The organism is Paenibacillus sp. JT22N7 (assembly GCF_059383875.1).
In genome coordinates, this window is the sequence record NZ_JBXENY010000006.1 from 242,577 (window position 1) to 264,412 (window position 21,836).

The following is a 21,836-nucleotide window of genomic DNA, read 5'->3' on the forward strand; positions in this document are numbered from 1 at the left end:
ATGCGGAGACGATATGAAGTGGCTTAATAACCGAGCAAAGTCGGCAGCTGAAATTTGGCGGACACAGACGACGCTATTTTAACCAAATCAGGGTTTTTGGCGGTACTTGCGGACTCAGGAGACGCTAATGAGCGCCTCATACTCATTTTCATGTGATTATGGAGACAATAACGGCTTTCCTGTCCGCTCAGAGGCTGAAATCGCCTTAAATGCTAAAATAGCGGCTTCTCAGTCCTTCAAAATGCAAGGTGCCCTTCACTTCCCCCTTCCTTACCCTGTCCTACCCTACCCCACCCCACCCGAGCTGCCCAAAATTAATTCCCCTTGCTCAACCTCTTCATTTTGATTTGAGTCAAGGGGTTGCCCTAGTTGTTGCAGCTACTGAGGACAGCCCCCTTGCTCAAAAGAGGTGATTTTCAGCTTGTCATCAATAAAGTCCAGCACCTGCTGCAAATCCGCTATTTGCTGCCGAATTTGCTGCTTATGATTCAGCATTAATTGCACCAGCTCGGGGTAATCCGACGGTTTATTGATGAAGGACACACCTATAAACGGTCTAATCTCGTCAAGCGACATGCCTGTTTTCTTCAGGCAGACCAGCATCTTCATCGTTTCAATATCCTTCATCCGGTAAAAACGATGGGTGTTGTTTTTACGCTCCGCCTGCGGCAAAACGCCGATTTTCTCATAATAACGGATTGTATCCTCTGATAATCCTCCCAACCCAGCTGCCTCTTTAATCGTGTATTTTTCCTTCATTCCCTTTGCATCCTGCGTTTCCAGCATCGTGCGTCCCTCCCGCTCTATACTTATAGAGCAATCGTAACAAGATTTCACAGGTATTGCTACTTCCGATTAACAAAGAGATAACTTCCCGATTGTGTATAAATTACTATTATAAATGCGAGGTTTTGGTCTACTAAAGGCTATCTCTTACATTAAGCTACACTTCAACCGATTAAATAAACATGGATATTTTTTAAACACATTTTATAGCTGCAGTATCTAAAAAAAGAGAAGGGCTGGGGAAAATGTCTATCATTCAACGCACATTCATTTGTCTTTTGCTGATTTCGACTATGACCGGAGGAATGTCGGCTTATGCTGAATCGTATGAGCCAACAGGTCATTGGGCAGATACGTTATTTCAATGGGCGAGCCAAGAAAATATTATAGGAGGTTATTCAGACGGAAGTTTTCAGCCGGACAGGCTTATAAGCGAGGCAGAGTTTTTAGTCGTTTTGTATCGAGCGTTTGATGTCCAGTTAGACAAAAGAGACACCGATGGAAAAATAAATAATCGGATGAGCACAGCATATCAGCTTGCGAAAAGCTGGAATCACCCCATACAAGGTTACACCAAACCAGCCCTGAGGTCAGTGCCTATAACTCAAGGTCAAGCAGCAGCCATTATAGCATCGGCCAGAGGAGTTCACTACGAAGGCAACGATAATATTGTTTATTTACTCGGAAATGGCATGGGAAGCAGCCCTGATGCTACATTATCAACCTTTAAATCCGATGCTAATTTAACACGCGCAGAAGCAATCCAGTGGATTAGACAGTTGACTGTAGCAGGTATGCTTGACATTAAAGAACGGCCAAAAGCACTTTCTGATATCGGCAAGCTGCCGGATCTTGCAACTGCTCCCAAGCCGCTGCCTTTATTCAGTACACAACCTGTTACAAGAGCAGATTTTGATTTAATTGGAAATAATCCAGCTATGGGAGTAAAGCTTTGGGAAAGTAAACAGGCCATTGACTCCCGCTTCGGTGAATCATATCAAGCCGGTACGTTTAAACGCAACCAATATTCCACTTTCACGGTTCATTATAATAAAGCAGGCCAAGTGGACTCGTGGGATATAGCTAGCGATAAAGATCATTTGGAAGCGAGCAAGCTCTTCTCAACTTATAAAGGCATTGTATTGGAGAAAAGTACGATAACGGATGTTCTACAGCAATATGGAACAGCCGGATATTTAAAAACGGGTAGCGCCTTTTATTATTATGAAGAAGCGGAAGATGGCAGCTATATGCAGTTGGACCCCTTATTCAATAGATCACAAATTAAAAACGAAAAGAAGACCTACACCATCTACTTTAGCTTCAACGAAGAAACTTCAAAAGTCGATTTTATAATGGTTAATTGGCTGCCGTATATAATGGGGAACTATGACTACAATTAACTCTTAATGCTTGCAGTAAAAAAATCCCCTCCAGTTCCCCCTCCCCCACGATTTGTATGGGAAACGGGTCAACCAGTGGGGATTACTGCTTCTGCTTGTGATTGTAAAGCTTTAGTAAGCCAGCCAGCCCGCATCGGCGGTTACAACCGTGCCGTTGACGAAGCTTGCATCATCGGAGGCCAGGAACAGAGCAACCTTCGCAATTTCCTCCGGCTCGCCCGTACGCGGGTTGAGGCCCATGCCTGCCATCGCACGCGAAGCTCCGAAAGCGTTAGGCTCCGTTAGCGACGCCGCAATGTTCGTTTTCACACCGCCAGGTGCAATCGCATTGCAGCGAATGCCGAGGTCGGCATATTGGAAACCAATATTTTTCGTGAGGCCCACGACAGCATGCTTGGAAGCTGTATAAGCAGCGCCCGCTCTAGAGCCTTGCAAACCTCCAGCAGAAGCGATATTGACGATAACCCCACTCTTCTTCTCGGTGAAAAGAGGGAGCACTTTCCGAATCGTACGCATCGGTCCCGTTGTATTAATAGCGAATACCCGCTCCCATAGCTCATCCGTTAAGTCCCCTGCCGGAACAAAGTTATCCATAATTCCCGCATTATTAACTAAAATATCCACTGTGCCGTATGTTGCTACGGTCGTATCGATTAATTGCTGAACATCCTCTTCCTTCGCTACATTGGCAGCGATTGCAATGGCTTGTCCGCCGCTTGCTTCAATAGCGGAAACAACCGTTTGAGCAGCATCTACGCGAAGATCGGAAACGACGACTTTAGCTCCTTCTGCTGCGAACAGCTCGGCAATCGCTTTCCCCATACCTGAAGCTGCGCCAGTTACGACAGCTACTTTTCCTGTTAGTCTCACGGTTCATTCCTCCATTTGAAATCAAGGATACAATAAACACATGCTCATTACAGAACATCTGTTACTTCGAGTATAATAAAACGTAAGGTTAAGAGACAATCAGCAAAAAAACCACATTTGCCCGGTAACAGACACAATGCGGTTTTTTGTATATAAACACGTCAAGAAGGTGGAGCATAATGTCTGAAAACAATCCAAAAATCGACCGCCGAACTTTGCGCAGCAGACGTGCCATGCGGGAAGCACTGCTCACTCTAATGGCGAATAAGCCATTCCAAGCAATCTCCATTACGGAGATTGTAGAATGCGCTGGCTACAACCGGGGAACCTTTTATGCCAATTATGATAGTAAAGAAGCGCTGCTAGATGAGATTACGAATGAGCTGCTCGATAAGCTGCTGCAATCGTTTCGGGAACCCTACGAGCATGTCGAGGTCTTTAACGTTAGCGAGCTTCCTGCCCATGCAGTCACGATTTTCAGACATATTTACGAGCATTCGGGCGTCTACACGATTCTAATGAAAAATGATGTGCTGCCCAATATGAAGGAAAAAATGCTTCATGTCCTTAAACAAATTTCGATGGCGGAGCTTTTGAATCCTACGGATGATATTGATCCGGAGCTGTTAGCCACCTATAGCATGAGTTCTGTGCTTGGCCTCGTATGGCACTGGATTGAAACCGGCTTTAAGCATCCGCCTGAATATATGCAGGAACAGCTCGTTAAGATCGTTAATATGAATCCCAATGATGCAAATATGGCGCGTCCAGGAAAGCGGCCCTAATAGCTGTCTTAATAATACGCTCCCCCATTCCAAATTTCGACCTAACTGCAGGAGCATTCGAACTGCATGCCCCTTGCATCTGTCATGTCGTTCTCCGAACCCAGACATCCTTATAATTGATGTTGCCCCAGGCATTCAAGGCAATGCCCTGCAAGGACTGGTGATGCCCAACCAGCTGCCGGCTATGATGCAGAAACAACAGGCTGAACTGCTGCTTGAGCCGCTCTTGAATACGCATTAAAATGTCCAATCGGGCCTCCTGCTGCTGCTCCCGCAAACATAATGAAATATGCTCATCGACAAAGGCGCGGTCTTCAAGGCAAAGACCGCTAGCTACGAAGCTCGTCTCCGACTTATACAGCTCAATTAGCGTCATATCCGGCTGCTCCCCCAGCACCTCTCCGCCTAAAATAATATCAGCTTCCTTCCGATGCTCAGCGCACGCCACCAGCTCCTCAATTGGGAACACCCCCATTTCGATTCGAATACCCAGCTTCTCGCATGCCTTCCGGGTCCATTCCGCACTTTGCTCATTGCTGGGCATCTCATACGTGTACAGCTTGAGCGTTTCGCCTGCGTAACCCGATTCGCTTACCAGCTGCACCGCATAGGAGAAATCATAGCTGGTGCAATCGTCAGCATCTATCCCCTCTTCCAAGAAGCCCGTTGACGCCTGCTCGCGAATGCCGCCCAGATCGGCAATCATCTGCTGGCGGTTCAAGCCGTAATGAATCGCTTGGCGCAGCTTCAGCGACTGCAGCGCTCCTTTTCTCGCAAGATTAAAGGCTAAATACGTACTGCCCTGCTCCAACTGCTCCACTTGCTCCAACTGCTCCTTCTTCCCATCCGCCTGCTGCTTTAGCTGTGCTTCAAAATAGGCCAGCTGCGACTGCTGCTCTGGAACAGACCACCCTTCGCTTGACTCATAGTTTGGCCACACCCACATTTCAATGCGGTCCAGATGGGGGCAGCCTTCGAAATACAGCTCATTCGCCTCCACAATGAGCATCGATTCATCATTTCGGAGCATGCGGAAGGGCCCTGTCCCAATCGGCATTCTAGCAAATTCCTCTGCTCCCCCCAGCTCGCCCGCATGCTCCGGCACAATGCTGAAGCGCTCCGTGCACAAGCTGTGCATAAACAAAGCATTCGGCTCCTTCAGCGCAATGGTGAGGCTGTACGTTCCGGTTATGTTGATCGCTGCAATCATCGAGGTCAGCCACTCCGAAGGAGAGCTTGCCATCAGCCGCTGAAAGGTAAAAGCAACATCACGCGCGGTCAGCCGCTTCCCATGATGGAAACGCACGCCCTTGCGCAGAAAAAAAGACCACTGCGTATGCTCCTCATTGCTTTCCCAATAGTGGGCCAGCTGCGGTTGAAACGTCCCCCGCGAAAACTTGACCAGCGTATTAAAAATCTGTTCAACCCAATGCGACTCCGTACGCCGGAACACATAGGCAGGGTCCAGCCTTAAGACAGGACGATAGAACGGGAAGCGCAGCACATCCTTCTCCTCCGTATCCTGCTGCAAGCCAAACTGCCGGGTCAGCCATGCCATGAACTCGGCTTTAATCGCTTGATCCTCAAATGGCTCCATGAGCTTCCATGCCTCATTGATTTTTCCCTTTTCAACCAGCTCCTGCGCTTTGGCGAACGCCAGCTCTCTATAGGATTTCAGAAATGCCAGCTGCGATAAATTTCCCCGTCCGCGCCCTGGCGTCCATTCCACAAGCCCAAGCTCCGTCATTTTGTGCAAAAGCATTTGCGTGTTGCGGCGTGTGCAGGCAAGCAGCTCGCTTAGCTCCTCCATCGATACAGCAAACCGCTGCCGCTTCGGCATGTCAATATAATGCTTCCTTAACTGGCCGTAATAGTCGTGGACGTCCATTTAGACTCCTTTTCCAATAGGCAAATGCTAAAAGGCGAAAAATAAAATCCTCACCTTTCGCTTTTCCTTCGTCTTTTTCGAAAGTATACTTTGATCCATAAATACGGTCAAGAGGAGCAGCCCCACATGTTCATAAAAACTAATCGTCTTCCCCTATCACGGCAGCAGTCGCACACGGCAATATGGGGCCATCGGAACTTTCTTATTCTTTTCTTTACTAGCGGCATCATAGCCTTCGGCAATAAAATCTATGAGCTGGCGCTGCCGCTCATTTTATATGATTTGACGCAGTCGGCTGTCGCTATGTCGACGATGAAGGGCATCGAGTTTCTGCCGAATTTATTGCTGGCCGTGTTCATTGGCGTATTAGTGGATCGGGTGCATAAAAAGAATTGGTCGCTCGCTTCGATTTTGCTGCAAATGCTCGTTCTGCTCGGCTTGTATGCCGCACTTGCCTATGGCGACCCTTCGCTGTATATCCTCTACGCAGGCGGATTTCTGCTGATGGCCTTCGGCTATGCCTTCTCCAATGCGCGGGTAGCGATCGTCAAGCAGGCGATTCCTACCGAGCTGCTCACCTCGGCCAACGTATCGCTCAATTTCGTTACGACGCTGATCGGCATCATTGGGCCTGTACTGACGGGGCTTTTGCTCATGCTGCCGCGGCTTCATGACGGTTTGTTCGTGACGGCGGTGGCGTTCGGCTTTGCTTTCATTTTGCTATTATTTCTGCAATCGAATGAGCAGCCGCGGGCGCAGCGGGAATCAAGCTTTTGGAAGGAGCTGCTGGAGGGCTGGCGCGAGCTGCGCCGCAACCGCTTATTATGGCTGATTACGTTAACGGTTATTTTCCTCAATTGCGCCTCCGGCATGGTCGATACAACGGTCATTTTTTATGCCAAGGACGCATTGCTGCTGAGCAATTTCGAGCTGGGACTCGTATGGTCAGCGGCTGGGGTTGGCGGCCTGCTAGGCAGCTTCATCATCGGCTGGCTGCGCCGCAGGCTTAAGGTTGGAACGTTAATTACGCTAACGACTTTATGTCTAGCCGTCACTTATTTCATGATGTATCTTTCCCATTCTGCTGCCATGCTGGGCGTGTCGCTGTTTCTGAATGGCTGGTTCGAAACGATCAGCGTCGTCTGCATTTGGACGTTCCGCCAGGAAACGACGCCGCAGCACTTGATCGGGAGAATTAGCGGCATTACCGGCTCGCTGTTCAAGCTTGGCATGCCCTTCGCCGTCGCGGCGGCTGGCTGGATTTCCGTGTTTACTGCGCCATCCATCGTCTTTCTTGTGGCAATGCTCATCAACTTGATTTTGTTCGTCTGCTGCCGCTTTAGCCCGCTATGGGAAAAGCAGCGAAGCTTGCTTTAAAATCGGATTATACTTGTGAGGAGCAAGTGTTTATAATAAAATTAAATATAATTAGATATAAATAAATATATTTAGCCGCAATAGGAAATGAGGAAATCATATGATACAAAAAGCAACGTTTGCCGGAGGCTGCTTCTGGTGCATGGTCAGTCCGTTTGAAGAGCAGCCCGGCATTCACGGCATTTTGTCCGGTTATATGGGCGGAGAGCTGGAGAACCCTACGTATGAGCAAGTATTGACAGGAGAGACCGGGCATTTGGTGGTTGTACAAATAACGTATGACGATGACATTTTCCCATATGAAAAGCTGCTAGAGCTTTATTGGCCGCAAATTGATCCGACCGATGCAGTCGGACAAGGCAATGATCAGAAGAGCCAATATCGGGCGGCGATCCTCTATCATACGGAGGAGCAGCGCGAGCTGGCCTTGCAGTCCAGAGAAGCTCTCGCGGGCAGCGGCCGCTTTGACAAGCCTGTCGTAACAGCGATCGAAGAAGCTTCCGTCTTCTATCCGGCGGAGGAATACCATCAAAACTATCATCGCAAAAACCCGGAATTTTATAAGGAATCGCGTATTTATTCCGGCCGCGAAGCGATTATCGAGAAGTATTGGAAATAAAACGAATCCATTTAATAAAGGCAGCCCGCAATTAGGGCTGCTTTTGCTTTTGCTTTTGCTTTTGTTTTTGCATTTGCTTTTGCATTTGCTTTTGCATTTGCTTTTGCATTTGCTTTTGCATTTGCTTTTGCATTTGCTTTTGTCGGGAACTTCACCTTGTTATACAGCATACGCTTGGGAAAGCTGCTTTATTTTTTCAATAATCGCGCCTTCGTAATCCCCTTCCACTGCGATGCTTGCCGTCGCATATGGTCCCAGCTCCGCATGATCGCCGATTCTTACCGCATAAAGCGCCGCCTGGAACATGCTGATGTCATTGGCATCGTTGCCGAAGGCGATGAACTGCTTCGCTTGCAGTCCCGCTTTTTGCAGGGCGCTCCATTTATGGATGTTCTGCGGGCCCAGATCAAGCACATTTTCCCGGCTATGCTGGTGGACCACTAGCTCAAGTGCGGCTAATTCTGCAAACAAGCGCTCCATATTCACCGACGACAGGATGAGGATTTTTACGATTGTGTTAAGCGACTCGACGGACACCTTTTTAGCCAGCTTTAAAGGATCTACATTGTTCAAAATAGGATGGTCGCTTGCTCCTGTATAAGCATAATCCCACTCGATATCGATTAAGTATGTACCCTGATACGCTATAATTAATTCCATTATTTTACTTACTTGTTCGGTGGTAAACGCTTCTCCAGGCAGTGTCTTTCCCGCTCGAGAAATCAGCGAGCCATTGCCGCCAATGAATAGAAGATGATGAAATCTCTGGTCCACCACAGGAAGCATGTCCCTGATTGGGCGGGCTGAAGCAAATACAACCTCATGTCCTGCCTCGATTAAACCCTCCAACGCGCAAAGCAAACGTTCCGATATCGGTTTTCCTTTAAAACAAATTGTTCCATCCAAATCAAATACAAATTGCATCCTCAGCCTCCACTTTAGCTGCATTTCAACTAAATTTTATTAAATAATAATTCCTACGTAAAAAATAATATTTAAATTGACTATCGCCAACTATTTTGCAAGCGATTTCATTCCCAATTCATTAAAAATGAAAAATTTTCAAAATAAAATGAAAATAATAGTAATAAATTTGCAAGCTGCAACCGATATTAGAAGTACACACATTTTATCAAAAGGAGAATAGTAATGCCATTAAAGAACTCGCGTTTTATTCGTAATTTGCTCATTCTTGGTTCGATTCGTCAGACAGCGGGTCGAATTGTTTTGTCCACCCTGCTTATTATCGTCGTTTGTGTCTCCGTGCTCTCCTACACCTTCTACGTTCCAACCTCCAGAGAAGTCCAAACCCAAGCCGAAAAACAAATGGAGCTCTACTCAAGCCTTCTAGCCAAAGAAATTGATGCCAATTTAGTTGAAAAGCAGGCGATTATGCAGGTCATTGCGGAGCAGGGCTCCAAGGTGGAAGCCGAACGGCAGCAGCAGCTTGATTTTCTCGTCCAAGCCCATAATCAGCATCCCGAATTTGAATCGATTTTTTTCTCGCTTGATTTAATCGGCGCCAACGCCGTTAACATTAAAAATACGGACGTCGATTTAGCTGATCGGCCTTACATCAAGCTTGCTCAGGAAGGCAAACCGTTCATTTCTGAGCCGGTTATTTCCAAAACGATGGGCACGATGGTTGTTGTTGTCGGTGCTCCACTAATCAAAGATGGCAAAGCTTATGGCTTTTACGGAGCCTCCTATTCGATTAGCCAAGCGGTAGAAAGCGTCAGCAAAGCTCAATTCGGCGAGACCGGAAAAGCTTATATGACCTTAGCTGACGGAACATTCCTTTCGTACACGGATGAATCGTTTGTGTTAAACAAAAAACTATCCGATCTAGGTATCGCTGCACTTGATCAAGCGCTCGCCAATGCGACCCAAGGCCATACCGCCCCGATTCATTATAAGGAAAATGGCGTTAATAAAATTGGGTTTATGAGTGTGACTGGCCTGGGCTGGGTCATTACGATGTTCGCAGACGAAAGCGAAATTTTAAAGCCTGTCGATACTTTGCTAAACTTGATTATGTTGGTCGGCTCAGGCATTATCATCCTTGCCCTGATTATGACGGTTCTCATTGCTCTGCGGATTGTGTATCCGATTCGTCAGTTGACACATGGCATTGATGTTTTGGCGCAAGGCGATTTAACGTATCGCATTCCGGTGAAAGGCAAAACCGATATTAGCAAGGCGCTGCATTCCTTTAATACCGCTGGCGATCAAATGCAGCTGTTGATGAAGGAGGTTAATGGCTTATCCGAGCAGTTGACGGATTCTGCGAAGCAGCTTGCTGAGGGAGCGGATCAAGGCGCACGTGCCGCGCAAAGCATTTCCGAAGCGATTCTCGTCGTAGCCGAAAGCTCGGAGCGCCAAACGTCCAGTCTGCAGGATGGAAGCCAAGCAGCCGACAGCATCGCTGTGCAAATTGATGGTATCGCCTCTTATAGTACAAATGCGGCTGACATTGCTTCCGAAGCCTCCAACCTCTCCGATGACGGAGCAGCTTCCATGGATCAGCTTAATGGAAAAATGGTCGCGATGGAGCAGGGCATCGGCGAGCTTGCCCAAACGATTCATGCGCTCAGCGGCTTGTCCGGCAAAATCGGCGATGTCGTAAGCAGCATCAGCCAAATCGCCCGCCAAACGAATATTTTGTCGTTGAATGCAGCCATTGAGGCTTCACGCTCGGGAGAAGCAGGACGCGGCTTTGCGGTTGTAGCGGATGAAATTCGCAAGCTTGCCGGCCAGTCAATGGAATCAGCCGAGCAAATTGCTGGCTTTATCGGAAGTATCCGCCTCGAAATTGATCGGACGCTGCAAGCCTCTGAACAGACCGTCACCCAAGCGGCTGAAGGCAGACATACAGGTGAAGAAGCCCGTGAGCTGTTCGCCCGCATTCGCTCTTCCATTCAGGAGGTAGCCGTGAGCATTCAAGGCGTATCAACCGCATCCGGCGAGATGGTGTCCGGTACAACTACGTTGGTGGAATCCATTCGCCTCATCTCCGACTCGGCCAGTGAAACGGCGGCCGAATCACAAAACGTGTCCGCTGCGGCAGAGGAGCAAATGGCTTCGATGGAGGAAGTAGCGTCGTCTTCCGCAGAGCTTGCTAATATGGCCGAGAAGCTGCGTATTCAAATTAATAAATTCAAGCTGTAGCCTTAAGTTGAACGAACCGTCCCGGTGCATCGTCAAAAACAGCAAAAGCCTCTTGCTTTTGCTGCTGACGATTCATCGGGATTTTTTAGCTTCCCATCCATTCAAAAAGCTTTCCAGCAGCGCTTATGCCATTTCGGCCACGCAGCTCTATAAGCCTGCTGCTGCTTTGATTTGGGCCCGCTGCTCCATAATCAATTTTTTCAGGCTGTCTGTTCCGAAGGCCCCAGCTGTAAAAGCGTTACCCTCAGGATAATACACGAGCCGGAAAGAGCTGCCATCCAGCAAGTATACCCTTAGAAAAATACCGGATTCATGCTTCGTTTTTTCATAAACCTGTTTAAACCCTACATGCTGCAGAGGAAGCAGCTCCTGAATAAATTGTGCAGACGCTTCTGCACTAAAGTCGCCGATCGGACTGCCATCCTCGGCACTTTCCAGACCTACTTTATCAACTTTGCCTTCGATATCGAGCAATTGTCCCAGCGTTGCCGCCTTTGGATTATCCATCACCTCATAAACCTTGTTGAATGCTACGACACGGAACTCCGACTTGTAGCCCTTTATCGCATAAATTTCTGTGCCGATAGGCAAAAAGGCGGCATTCCCATCCTTCTCCACATAATCCGTGCAAGCATGATCGTTCAGCATATAAGTTACCTCGCCTACTTTTTCACCAAGCTGGTCGTCAGATACCTTCCCGCTTCCCTCGTAGTTGTATTGATATTTGATGCCATTAATCATCAGAAAATCGACCCACTCGATAATTGCATTACAAGTTTCAGCCGGTTCCTCGGGTTCTGGACCCGCAGCCTTAACCTGATTTTCGGTTGCCTCGGGCGCTTCACGTTCCATCGCACTACTCCCGCAGCCGACAGCTGTCAGCATAAGGAGCAGCACGATTAAAGCCTGGCCCGTCCGTTTTATTCCATTCATCGCCAATCACCTCCCTTCCCTAGACGCTCCCGCGAATCACAATGTTACAGAAAACCGGGAAAGGCCGCGCTGACCTTCGCTCCATAAAAAAAGGGCTGCCCCCAGCCATTAATTATGGCTTTGGGACAACCCTCACAGCATAGCTTGCTCAGCTCAGCCGTCTATACTGACCTTATTTCATTAATTGATCAAATCCTGCCGAAGCGGCGTGAAGGTATCGAGCAGCTTGCTTGCTTTCAAGGCGCGGCAGCCATGCTCGGCATTGCTAGGAATAAAGATCGTCTCGCCTGCGGAAATGACGGTCTTCTCCCCATTTATCGAAAACTCCAGCTGCCCTTCCAGGCAGTAGGAAAACTGCTCATGCACATGGCTGTGCAAATAACCTTCCGCTCCTTCCTCAAAATGCACCTCCATCATCATAATCGTCTCGCCCGGTGTGAAAATTTTCCGTTTTACGCCTGGCTCGGCATTTTCCCAATTGTTCAATCTGCTCATCATTCGTCAATCCTCTCAACTATTATTGGATTAGATTACATCTACTTGCGGTTACACATATTGCGACTTGTTGCTGCTGCGGACGAAGCTCAGCTCATAATCATCCGCTGCGGTCAGCTTGAGCGCCGATGAATCGAAGGCCGGAGCAAGCCGGTAGCATTCCGCTTTAAACTGCTCCCAGCTGCCGAACTCCTGCTCCGAGCCCAGCTTGCAGAAATACGCATTTTTGCGGCTGTATGCCCGGTATTCGCAATGGAATAGGCGGTCGTGATGGGGAACCATCGGCTCGCTGCACCAGATCGCGGCGTAGCCGCTGCCTTTTTGCCCAAACAGCCATTGTCCGTCCTGGACGAAATCATCAAACTTCGCCTCTGGGAAAAAGAGATGCGTAAACGCGACCGGATGCTCCTCCCCGATTTCATAAATCGCGCCCAGCGCGCTGCCCTGCTGCTTAACCGCTGGCATGATGCCATTTCCATACCAGTAGCCCGGCCGCATGCCGCCATCGTCAGCCAGCTCTCCCGGATGGTTCGTATACAGCACCGTATCGTTGTCCAGCGCCGCATACCACATATGCTGCTGATACCCGTACACGCCCGGCTCGAAACGCGATGTGCCGTGAAAACGCTCATTAAACGATTTAACATAATGGCCCGATTCAATGTCAACGGACTCGTCAAAGCTAATATTTTGCCAGAAGGACGGGCTGGCATCATATCTCGGTGATTGAACCGAGGTCAGCATATAATCAGGCTGCTTGTTGAGCTTCACCCATGCGTTCCCGGTCTGGTACTCCAGCTCCAAGGATTCATCCATCAGGCTTGTGAAATGCTGCGGCATCACGTATTTGCTGTTCATCAGAAAAACGATCCATTCGCTGTTGCCCATTGGCGTATCCGGATTCAGCAGATGAATTAAAGACTGGGCCGACTGGGTGAATGGCAAAATGACGGAGCGGTAAATGCGCGCTTGCGGCGCGACGATTGAACCGCGGAACGTATGATAAGCGAAGGATTTCAGCATCTCGTCAATTAACCGGCTTGCCCGAGCAGACTCCTCTTCCTCCATATAATCGACGACATTTAGGAGCGCACCTAGCGTCACGCACATGTAATCCGCGCTGAGAAACTCCTCAAAGCCATATTCCTCGACATCATCCAGCCACTCGCGGATTTTGCCGAGCGCCACATTGCTTGCCTGAACGCCCGTGCGGCCCGATCTTGCGAATAGCTGATCCGGGTACTCGCGGCCCGCCATATAAGCGCAAATATAGAACATCAGCGCGTGATTTTCGCTCCAGAAGCACATGCCATCTGAGCCGTTCTCCGTCATCCAGAAGCGGTAGTCTAAAATCGCCTGCTTGGTCCGTTCGGTTAAATGGGCCGGAAGCTCTTGCTGCTGCATGAAGCGAAGCAGGCCCGCGAGGATAAAGTCCGAGCAATCCTCGCGCCGCTCAATTTGTCCAAGCGCGTGCAGAATATGCTGTTCATCATTAACAGCGGGTTGTCCCAAGTTCCAGCGCGCCAGCACATAAAATAAACCAAAACGCAGCGGTTGAAACGCCTTCTCCGTGCCTATGGCGGCAATCTCCTCGAACATGGCGCCTTTAACCTCGGCCGCTGCCGCTCCTTTGCGATAAACCGGCTTTTTGTTTTGCAGCAGCTCGATTTTGCGAACCAGCTTTCTTTGTCCGATTTCACCATATACGATTGCCATTGGCGCACCCTCGTCAAGCTTCACGCTGCGCTTGCCGCTAATGTCCTCGGCGATCAGGCTGTCATTTACTTCTTCTCCATATGCCAGATAGATGCTGCAAGGCGCTTCCGCCGGGAAGCAAAGCTCATTGCCCTTCAGCGTAATGCCCGACAAAAAGCGGTCCAGCGCAAGAAATGGCTCGGCCTGCTCCGCATCCGGCAGCGTCACCGTAATCTGGTCCAAATGCTCCAATAGTTGGATGCCGAATATGTTCCGCGTATCACGCACTGCCAAATTTTGCATGCGGATGACCATCGTGTTGCTGCCTTTGCGCAAAGGCAGCTGTATTTCCTGCTTATTAATCGGCTTATACACCGGCACGGCAACGGAGCTTACCTTCTCTCCATTAAGCCATACTTCAATCGCCGTATAAGTCCATAGATTTGCCAAGACGACAAGGTCTTCTTCCGCCACAAGCACGGTAGCGGCGAGCAGCTCTACTTTTTGGGGCGTAAACGAAAACTGGCTGAAATTAACGAAGCCGCTGCACGGGTAAAGATATTCCCAAGGCAGCCCCAGCTCGCTCTCAGCGCCGATTTGGATGGCTTCTGATCCCGCTGGCGCTGGAAGCTCCCTGTCCGCGACAATCGAGCGCAAATATTGCTCGTAGCGTATTTGGTTTTTATCGGATTTGTCCGATATAAAATCACTCAAACGCAGTCCTGAAGTTAGATAATGAGTAATAAATCCGTTTTGCTTATCCACATGCTTCACTCCAATCGATTCATTCAGGCATTGCGAACACGGTAAGACGCCCGTCACGGTTTAAGCTCAGAACAGGGCGGCCCTGCTCGTCCATTGCGACGCTCCATTCAGAGATCGCCAGCTGCTGCGTGCCAAGTGATGGCTTCATCACGGTAATAAACCATGCACCTTCATTTTCCGTTGTCAGCAAACCTTGAAGCACCTTCAGCGGCTGCATCTTCATTTGGTGCACGGATTCCCAGCTATCCTCCACGTCAAGCTCCAGCTCCGGTGGTCCAAATACGAGCAGCTCGCAGGCGAGCGGCGAAGCGGAAGCAGCTTCTGCTCCATTGGCCAAGCCGCCGCCTTTCGCATAGTAGCAGGCAGGCTCAACATTGGAGCCTGTTTCATTAGCCGCAGCAGCGCTGCCCGCTGCCCGTTTGTGTGTCTCCCACTCCAGCAGCCTAGTGTGCAGCCGGTGCTGATACGTATGCTCGCCAGTACCCGTCAGGCGGTCATAAATGACCCATTCTCCGCTGTCCAAAAACCATAGGGCGCGCCTGTGCGCAACGCCGCGGGAAGCATATCCGTCATGCTCCGCGCAAATCATTTGCTGAGCCGGCTCCCAAGCGATTAAGGAAACGGCAGCCTCCGGCACGCCCCATCTTTGGGTGCGCAAATAAGGCGTCTGATCCTGCCCGTCCACAAGAACAGTATTATGGGCAGATGTGCTTTTGAAATAACGGCGCCATGGATTTTCCATATACGTGTACGTTCCCGGATCGACGAACAGCGCTTCGCCAAAGGCGCACCATTCGAAGGACAACGCATCGGCATGGCCATGAGGGCCTCCAAGCGCAGCTGCATCGAAGATGAGCTGCTGCTCCGTATCGCCAAGCCCGTAATAGCCTGCCGCAGGGAATGCAAAGGGCAGCCGCTCCTCCATATGGACACTCGTCGCTTCTGCTTCGCCTGCCATTGAAGCCGCCCGCGATACTGCTGATTCTGGCGACTTAGCTGTCGCTTCCGGCATCTTAGCTGCCGCTGCCAGCAGGCGGTCGATAGCCTCAGGGCCGACCGTCCAAAACTGCTCATACAGCTGATCTTCCAGCAGCAGTCCTGGACGATCATAATACAGCGCCGCCGCATTCAAATCGGGCGGCTGGTTCGCGAAGGAATCGGCAAACGGCGCCATGCTGCCGTCCTGTCTGATCATCAGGCTTGCGAAACGCGTCATGCCGGCTACAATGCGCTCGTATTCGCCTGAGAACGCAAGCCCGCGCTTTTTCGCCATAACGGCACAATCGACGAACAGCTCCAGCGATACCATATGGTAGTGCGGCGTAAGCTCCGAATGGACGCCACCCTGCAGCACCTGCACGCGTATGCATTCCTCCAGCCGCTTCATCGCGGTGCTGCGCCATTCCGCGCTTTCCTCCCACGTCACAAAGGTCAGCCCCGCGCCCAGCAGCCCAATCATATGCATAATCGAATGATTGATTTCAATGCTCGCTTTGTAGGTGGAGAGAAACCAAGCATGCTCTTTTACCGATTGGAGGAACCGCTGCTTCGCTTCAGCATTCCAGCTTTCCGATTGATCGAAAAAATGATAGGCATATATCCATTGGCGCAGCCTAAGTCCAGTTTCCAGCAGGCGCCACGGGCCGGGCCTTTGAAAATAGGTCAGCTCCTCTGCCGGCAAATTCCGCGGGCATGGCTGCGTATCGATCCAGCCTAAAATATGCTCCAGCGCTTTAGCCGCATATTTCTCGTCTCCGGTGCACGCATAGGCGGTGCCTAAGGAGCGAAGATGCTTAAAGCGGTTAATGCCCCAAGTAAATTCCTTGTCTCCAGTTGGGTTGTAAAGCCAATTGATAGGCTGGCCCAGATCGATTTCAAAACCTTTCCAAATAATAGGCTTATTCTCGCACCAACGATCTGCCTGAGCCATTGCAGCGGCCGCCTGCTTGGGAAAATGCTGCTGAAAGCTTGCTCCCCACTCGCTTCTCTGCTTCGGCCTAAAATACAAATGATCCATTTAAGCACTCGCTCCTCTCCCATCCATAAAAGCAGAGGCTGCCCGCAGGCAGCCTCTCTTTTCCTTCAGCTATACGGCTACTGGCCGAGCGAGCCTTGCAGGCTCTTGGCGCTGAACGACGGATTAGCCTGAATATTAGTCAGCCCTTCCGTACGAGCCGCTGCTAGCGCTTTGTTGTATCTCGTATTCAAATCCTTAATCGCAGCATCCAAGTCCTGATTGCTGGTCAAAATATATTCAATAAATACGTCGCTTGCTTTTTTGCCTTCCAGCTTCGTTTCGGTAACCGAAATCGGAGTTGCTGGATAGATGCCATCATATTTCGTTGGAAGGAAGCCTTCGATGCCTTTCAGCTCTGGCTTGCCTGCCGCTTCATTGACGTAAGGCAGAACGGATAGTCCAAGACCTTTCTCTTGATATTCCGTACGAAGCTCCGTGTTATACAAGTATTCTAAGAACTTCACAGCTGCTGCCTGCTTGTCCGATTGTGCGTTGATTCCGATATAACCGCCTGCATTAACCCATGTTACACCATTGATTTGACCATCTTTAGTCGGTACAAGCGTCGATGACCAATTGATTTCCGTCGGGAATTGCGAAGTGTAAACAGCTGGCTCGCTGGAGTGGTTCACATACATCGCGATTTTACCTTGGGCAAACTGTGCGCGAAGCGGATCAATATCCAGCGATTCAGCGCCTGGGATCATGCTGCCATCTGTTTTCATTTGGTGCAGCGCTTTTGCAATGTCGGCGTACATGCCGAAGTCGAATTCACCGGTTTGGTAGTTAAAGCCCTCATGGCTTGTATCTGAGCTTAGCGAGCCCGATGCAAAAGCCGGACGCGTAAAGCCGGAGCCATTTTTGAAATTGCTAGCGAAGCCGTATACGCCTTCAGCCTTGCCTTGCTCTGTCACTTTTTTCGCGATTTCTACCATTTCGTCGAGCGTCTTAGGAGGCTCTGTGTAACCCGCTTTTTTGAGCAGGTCTACATTGTACAGCAGGCGCCAAAATTGGCCCGTGTTTGGAAGCGTATACACATGTCCGTCTTTTGTATATACATCCTCTACCAGCAAACCGTCGAATTTCGCCAGAAACTCTTTGCTAAGCAGCGTATCAAGTGGAGCAAAATAGCCTTTGTTCACATAAGTTTGGAAGTCTCCGCTGCGGAAAATATCCGGAGCCTGATTGCTCGCAAACGCAACCTCAACCGCCTGATTGTAGTTATCCGCCATAACCTTCATTTCTACTTCAATGTTATCTGTATTCGTTGCGTTATATTTGTCTACCTGCTCCTGCATATAATCCATATCATGACGATCTATTGTCCAATAGGAAATTTTCGTCTTTGCTGCGCTGCTTGCACCGTTTGTGCCAGCGCTTGCTTCTGGTGCGGCGTTCGTTCCGTTACCCGTCGAGCATGCCCCCAGCATTAAAGCCATTACAAGCAAGCTGCAAAGCAAAAACGAGCGTTTCGTTGCGAATCTTTTTTTCATCTGTCGTACCTCCCCTTTGTTTGGCAAGCGGCGTTCAAGCGGTGTCTACCACCCAGCCCCTCCTGCTGACCTCATTGTAGCACCGTTGCACTCTTGCCCATGAAGGACAAAAACACGATTCTGGGAGGGCAAAATCACTATGATTACGCTTCCGGCTCCGAGCTTTCATATTTGCTGCGGAATTCCGTAGGCGTCAGCCCCGTATGTTTTTTGAACAGCTCGGTGAAATATGGACGATCCCGATAACCTAGCTCATACGTAATATCCTGCACCTGCATGCCTTCCAGCAGCAGCTCCTTCGCTTTGTCCATCCTTGCAGACGTGACGTATTGCATAAACGTCATCCCAGTCTCTTTTTTAAACAAATTGGAAAAATAGCTCGGGCTCAAATGCACGACATTCGCGCATTCCTGAACTGTCAAATCGGTGCCGAGCCGTCCGCCCACATAATTCATAGCTTGATGGATGAGCTGGCCGACATTGTTTTTCTGGCGCTTCTGGAGCCAGTCGCAGCCAGTCAGTCCTAATTCCTTCACATCTTTAATCAGCTCGGAGGTCGATGAATACCGGCCTTTCTTGATGACGCTCAGCCGTTCGTCAAGCCACATGCGCTGCTTGCTATCCGCCTTCTCGGCTATGACGCGGTAAATGGAGAAGGCCAGTCCATAAAACAAATTGGTCATCACATCGGGATCAGGCGGCGTCGGATAACGCAGGCTTTCCTCGGCAATGCTCACCAGCAGCTTCTCCGTCCCTTCCCGGTTGCCTGAGCGCAAGCAATAAAGCAGCTCCACTTCCTTGTCTGCGGAATAATGCGGGGAAATATGATTTTGCCGTTCAATATCGCTATACGAGATAACACAGCCGCTGCCGGAATAAAACTGATAGCTGAGCGCTGTTTTCGCCTGATTATAGGAAAGGGCGATTTCGCTGATTCCTTCCACGCAGCTTCCGACGCCAATGGAAATGTCCCGCTTGGCATAGCGATTCACATTGTCCCGGCACGCCTCTGCCAGCGCCAGCATTTCCTCTTCCTCATTCGGATTCAGCAATATGACAAATTGGCCCAGATGCTCCCGAAAAACGACACCTTTCGCCTGTTTTTTAATCGTTTCCTCCATAATGTTTTGCACAGCGAAGCGGGTTAGCTCCACTTCCCGCACGGACAGCGGGGAATGCTCGTCCATTAGCCCCTCAATCTGCACAGACATTGCAACGAAACGTCGGGTATCCATATCGATGCTGAGAAACTCCCATTTGTCATAGGCCCGCTCGGGCAGCTCATCATGCCGGATCAGCAGCCGAAAATACTCCTGGCGCAAATAAGGCAGGCTTTCCCTTACTTTGCGCTCCAGCGTCATCCGGTCCAGCTGCTCCAGGCGCTGCGTTTCAATCTTCGCTTTAGCGCGCAGCACGACCTCGACAATTTGCTGCGTCGTAAACGGCTTGACCAAATAATCGAATGCCCCAAGCCGAACGGATTCCTGGGCATAGGTGAAATCGGTAAAGCCGCTGAAAAAAATAACCTTAGCCTCCGGTTCTCCGCTTTCCTTCATCTCACGGACCATATCAATGCCGCTGCGCATCGGCATCCGAATGTCGGTCAGCACAATATGCGGATGCTTCACTTTAATAAGCTGCAAGCCATCATGGCCATTTGCGGCCGTTCCTACAATTTTGATGCCATGCTCCCCCCAAGGGATTTTGGTCACTATGCCATCGATGACCGTCTTTACATCGTCTATAATGCACATCGTAATTTCGCTCATTCGCTTATCACCTCTTGAATGGGAATAATTAGCTTAACAGAAGTCTGCACGCCAGGCTCGCTTTCAAGCTCCATGGAAGCTTTATATCCGTAATACAGGGATAGTCTTGTTCGTACGTTCGCCAGTGCGTAGCTCGTCCGCTCCACTTCCGGACCATTCAGCATTTTCTCCACACGCTCGGCCTCCATCCCAGTACCATTGTCTGTAACGGTTAGCATGAGCAAGCTCTTGGCAGCATCGGCTTCCACCTCAATGCGGATAACCCCTTCATGAGGCAGCTCCTGAAAACCGTGCAAAATCGAATTTTCCACTAGCGGCTGCAGTAAAATTTTGAGCACGGGCGTATCCAGCAGCTTCTCATCGACCGTCTGTATGCTGTACCTAAACAAATCCGGATAGCACATTTGCTGCAAACTCAAATATTGCGCCACATGCTCCAGCTCCTGCCGCAGCGTCGTAATTTCCCGGCCATTGTTCAGGCCCAGCCGGAACAGCAGCGATAGCGAAACGATCATGCCGCTGACCGCCTGCTGCTCCTCCATCTCGCTTTTCCAATAAATCGTATTCAACGTGTTGTATAAAAAATGGGGATCAATTTGCGCCTGCAGCGCTTTGATTTCTGATTTGCGCTTGTCCTGCTCGGATGCTTTCACCTCTTCGATTAATTCGCCGATTTGCTCCAGCATCCGGTTGAACTTGTGGCCGACCTGGCTGATTTCATCCTCAAATACGCTCTCGAACCTAACGTCCAGCTTATTCTGCTCCACCTTCACCATAAGATTGCGCAGTTTGAACAGCGGCTTAAGCAGCAGCTCCGACAGCATGCTGGACATAACCAGCGCGAGCAGGACGCAGCCGCCCATAATCGTCAGAATCGTCCAGTTCATGTGCTGAACAGGCTTCAGCAGCTCTGACTTGGACTGATAGCCAAGCAATATCCAGTCGGGATTCATCCCTAGCGCCGCGTAATTGAGCAGATAAGCTTCCCCGCTCTGGCTTGTATATTCGAAGTTCCCTCTTGCGCTGGAACCGACACGCTCATAAATTTGCTGATTGCTTTGCGGCATGCCCTCAGTGGAAGCAAGAACGTTTTTCCCCGTACGGTCAACCACAAGCTGGCTGAGGCTGGCGCTCTGCATATCCGCCTGAATCAAATCCAGCAGGTGATCCTCACGAATGTTGACAATGACATATACACCCGGCAGCTGGATATCAAAAAACGGTTTAAGAATTAAGGTAATAACGGAGCTTTTCCGGCTGAACAGCTCATCGGCATGTCCCGGCACCCATAGCTTGCTCCATTTTTCCTGCGTTTCCGTTATTTTCTGATTAATAATCGTGCTCTCAAAATCGCTTTTCGGGCTGCGCCGATTTCCCGTCGGATAAAAATCCCCGATTGGCGTATGCACCAGCACCGAGTCAATCGACTGCTCAGCCAGCATGAGCTGGGCAAAAGGCGTTTGCAGCTCAGACAGCCGATTATAATATTCCTTCTTGCTGCTCGACTGCACATCTTTCAGCGTGCGCTGGAAGGGCTCGCCCATCATGAGCGTAGATACGAGCACAACGATATTTTTCAATCGCTCATCCAGCACCCTCGCCGACTTATTGAGCGTATCCTGGCTCGTCTTCGTTGCCTGTGATTCCATTTCACGAGAAAAAAACACGGAAACATAAGTTCCCGTGACGGATATACAAACGACGGTCAATAAAACGAACGAAACCCACAGACGTCTTTTAAGCGACATTTTTCGAAATATACGTTTCATGCTG

At 49.8% G+C, this 21,836-nt stretch carries 17 protein-coding genes; 5 read left to right on the plus strand and 12 right to left on the minus strand.

Annotated elements, in window-relative coordinates; translation table 11 throughout:
* Window positions 1-378 precede the first annotated feature (378 nt).
* The gene (locus AC50Y5_RS18070; RefSeq protein ID WP_494862616.1) at window positions 379-786 is read right to left on the minus strand and encodes a MerR family transcriptional regulator; all 408 of its coding nucleotides are present in this window, start codon (window positions 784-786) and stop codon (window positions 379-381) included.
* Window positions 787-1,031: 245 nt separating this feature from the next.
* Between AC50Y5_RS18070 and AC50Y5_RS18075 the strand changes: the two genes are divergently transcribed.
* The gene (locus tag AC50Y5_RS18075; RefSeq protein WP_494862618.1) at window positions 1,032-2,189 is read left to right on the plus strand and encodes an S-layer homology domain-containing protein; all 1,158 of its coding nucleotides are present in this window, start codon (window positions 1,032-1,034) and stop codon (window positions 2,187-2,189) included.
* Between the two features lie 111 nt (window positions 2,190-2,300).
* On the opposite strand, the gene AC50Y5_RS18080 is transcribed toward AC50Y5_RS18075, so the two are convergent.
* The gene (locus AC50Y5_RS18080; protein WP_494862620.1) at window positions 2,301-3,059 is read right to left on the minus strand and encodes an SDR family oxidoreductase; all 759 of its coding nucleotides are present in this window, start codon (window positions 3,057-3,059) and stop codon (window positions 2,301-2,303) included.
* A gap of 179 nt (window positions 3,060-3,238) precedes the next feature.
* On the opposite strand from AC50Y5_RS18080, the gene AC50Y5_RS18085 reads away from it, so the two are divergent.
* The gene (locus AC50Y5_RS18085; protein ID WP_056033489.1) at window positions 3,239-3,844 is read left to right on the plus strand and encodes a TetR/AcrR family transcriptional regulator; all 606 of its coding nucleotides are present in this window, start codon (window positions 3,239-3,241) and stop codon (window positions 3,842-3,844) included.
* Window positions 3,845-3,926: 82 nt separating this feature from the next.
* Here the strand turns inward: AC50Y5_RS18085 and AC50Y5_RS18090 are convergent, their stop codons facing one another.
* Complete coding sequence (locus AC50Y5_RS18090; RefSeq protein WP_494862623.1) at window positions 3,927-5,732, minus strand: ABC transporter substrate-binding protein; 1,806 nt, start codon at window positions 5,730-5,732, stop codon at window positions 3,927-3,929.
* A gap of 126 nt (window positions 5,733-5,858) precedes the next feature.
* Here AC50Y5_RS18090 and AC50Y5_RS18095 point away from each other — a divergent pair, with 126 nt between their 5' ends.
* Window positions 5,859-7,109: an MFS transporter gene (locus AC50Y5_RS18095; protein ID WP_494862625.1), complete on the plus strand. Its 1,251-nt coding sequence runs from the start codon at window positions 5,859-5,861 to the stop codon at window positions 7,107-7,109.
* A gap of 103 nt (window positions 7,110-7,212) precedes the next feature.
* Window positions 7,213-7,728, plus strand: coding sequence for a peptide-methionine (S)-S-oxide reductase MsrA (gene msrA / locus AC50Y5_RS18100; RefSeq protein WP_494862896.1), 516 nt, complete (start codon window positions 7,213-7,215; stop codon window positions 7,726-7,728).
* An 11-nt stretch (window positions 7,729-7,739) separates the two neighbouring features.
* Here the strand turns inward: msrA and AC50Y5_RS18105 are convergent, their stop codons facing one another.
* Window positions 7,740-7,898 (minus strand): hypothetical protein, encoded by a 159-nt coding sequence (locus AC50Y5_RS18105; protein WP_494862627.1) that lies wholly within the window; start codon window positions 7,896-7,898, stop codon window positions 7,740-7,742.
* The gene (locus tag AC50Y5_RS18110) at window positions 7,888-8,652 is read right to left on the minus strand and encodes an HAD-IIB family hydrolase (RefSeq protein WP_494862629.1); all 765 of its coding nucleotides are present in this window, start codon (window positions 8,650-8,652) and stop codon (window positions 7,888-7,890) included. Before AC50Y5_RS18110 ends, AC50Y5_RS18105 begins: the two co-directional genes overlap by 11 nt.
* A gap of 225 nt (window positions 8,653-8,877) precedes the next feature.
* On the opposite strand from AC50Y5_RS18110, the gene AC50Y5_RS18115 reads away from it, so the two are divergent.
* Window positions 8,878-10,896 carry a methyl-accepting chemotaxis protein gene (locus tag AC50Y5_RS18115; RefSeq protein ID WP_494862631.1) on the plus strand — a complete coding sequence of 673 codons (2,019 nt, stop codon included), beginning with the start codon at window positions 8,878-8,880 and terminating at the stop codon, window positions 10,894-10,896.
* Between the two features lie 147 nt (window positions 10,897-11,043).
* Here AC50Y5_RS18115 and AC50Y5_RS18120 read toward each other — a convergent pair whose 3' ends face one another.
* From AC50Y5_RS18120 to AC50Y5_RS18150, 7 genes are all read right to left on the minus strand, one after another.
* The gene (locus AC50Y5_RS18120; RefSeq protein ID WP_494862633.1) at window positions 11,044-11,829 is read right to left on the minus strand and encodes a hypothetical protein; all 786 of its coding nucleotides are present in this window, start codon (window positions 11,827-11,829) and stop codon (window positions 11,044-11,046) included.
* 180 nt (window positions 11,830-12,009) lie between these two features.
* Window positions 12,010-12,324, minus strand: coding sequence for a cupin domain-containing protein (locus AC50Y5_RS18125; protein ID WP_056033534.1), 315 nt, complete (start codon window positions 12,322-12,324; stop codon window positions 12,010-12,012).
* 51 nt (window positions 12,325-12,375) lie between these two features.
* A complete protein-coding gene (locus AC50Y5_RS18130; RefSeq protein ID WP_494862635.1) occupies window positions 12,376-14,784 on the minus strand; it encodes a hypothetical protein in 2,409 nt (802 codons plus the stop codon).
* Between the two features lie 19 nt (window positions 14,785-14,803).
* Entirely contained in the window at window positions 14,804-16,801 is a 1,998-nt protein-coding gene (locus AC50Y5_RS18135; RefSeq protein ID WP_494862637.1) for a heparinase II/III family protein, read from the minus strand.
* A gap of 77 nt (window positions 16,802-16,878) precedes the next feature.
* Window positions 16,879-18,294 (minus strand): ABC transporter substrate-binding protein, encoded by a 1,416-nt coding sequence (locus AC50Y5_RS18140; RefSeq protein ID WP_494862639.1) that lies wholly within the window; start codon window positions 18,292-18,294, stop codon window positions 16,879-16,881.
* 143 nt (window positions 18,295-18,437) lie between these two features.
* The gene (locus AC50Y5_RS18145; protein ID WP_494862641.1) at window positions 18,438-20,063 is read right to left on the minus strand and encodes a helix-turn-helix domain-containing protein; all 1,626 of its coding nucleotides are present in this window, start codon (window positions 20,061-20,063) and stop codon (window positions 18,438-18,440) included.
* Entirely contained in the window at window positions 20,060-21,832 is a 1,773-nt protein-coding gene (locus AC50Y5_RS18150; protein ID WP_494862643.1) for a sensor histidine kinase, read from the minus strand. Before AC50Y5_RS18150 ends, AC50Y5_RS18145 begins: the two co-directional genes overlap by 4 nt.
* Window positions 21,833-21,836: the final 4 nt, after the last annotated feature.

What these genes read in the sequence shown, in the direction of transcription:
- AC50Y5_RS18105 (WP_494862627.1), bottom strand. Translation starts at nt 7,898, where the DNA reads ATGCTGTATAACAAGGTGAAGTTCCCGACAAAAGCAAATGCAAAAGCA.
- AC50Y5_RS18070 (WP_494862616.1), bottom strand. Translation starts at nt 786, where the DNA reads ATGCTGGAAACGCAGGATGCAAAGGGAATGAAGGAAAAATACACGATT.
- AC50Y5_RS18125 (WP_056033534.1), bottom strand. Translation starts at nt 12,324, where the DNA reads ATGAGCAGATTGAACAATTGGGAAAATGCCGAGCCAGGCGTAAAACGG.
- AC50Y5_RS18085 (WP_056033489.1), top strand. Translation starts at nt 3,239, where the DNA reads ATGTCTGAAAACAATCCAAAAATCGACCGCCGAACTTTGCGCAGCAGA.
- AC50Y5_RS18090 (WP_494862623.1), bottom strand. Translation starts at nt 5,732, where the DNA reads ATGGACGTCCACGACTATTACGGCCAGTTAAGGAAGCATTATATTGAC.
- AC50Y5_RS18150 (WP_494862643.1), bottom strand. Translation starts at nt 21,832, where the DNA reads ATGAAACGTATATTTCGAAAAATGTCGCTTAAAAGACGTCTGTGGGTT.
- AC50Y5_RS18120 (WP_494862633.1), bottom strand. Translation starts at nt 11,829, where the DNA reads ATGAATGGAATAAAACGGACGGGCCAGGCTTTAATCGTGCTGCTCCTT.
- AC50Y5_RS18075 (WP_494862618.1), top strand. Translation starts at nt 1,032, where the DNA reads ATGTCTATCATTCAACGCACATTCATTTGTCTTTTGCTGATTTCGACT.
- AC50Y5_RS18115 (WP_494862631.1), top strand. Translation starts at nt 8,878, where the DNA reads ATGCCATTAAAGAACTCGCGTTTTATTCGTAATTTGCTCATTCTTGGT.
- AC50Y5_RS18135 (WP_494862637.1), bottom strand. Translation starts at nt 16,801, where the DNA reads ATGGATCATTTGTATTTTAGGCCGAAGCAGAGAAGCGAGTGGGGAGCA.
- AC50Y5_RS18140 (WP_494862639.1), bottom strand. Translation starts at nt 18,294, where the DNA reads ATGAAAAAAAGATTCGCAACGAAACGCTCGTTTTTGCTTTGCAGCTTG.
- AC50Y5_RS18145 (WP_494862641.1), bottom strand. Translation starts at nt 20,063, where the DNA reads ATGAGCGAAATTACGATGTGCATTATAGACGATGTAAAGACGGTCATC.
- AC50Y5_RS18095 (WP_494862625.1), top strand. Translation starts at nt 5,859, where the DNA reads ATGTTCATAAAAACTAATCGTCTTCCCCTATCACGGCAGCAGTCGCAC.
- AC50Y5_RS18110 (WP_494862629.1), bottom strand. Translation starts at nt 8,652, where the DNA reads ATGCAATTTGTATTTGATTTGGATGGAACAATTTGTTTTAAAGGAAAA.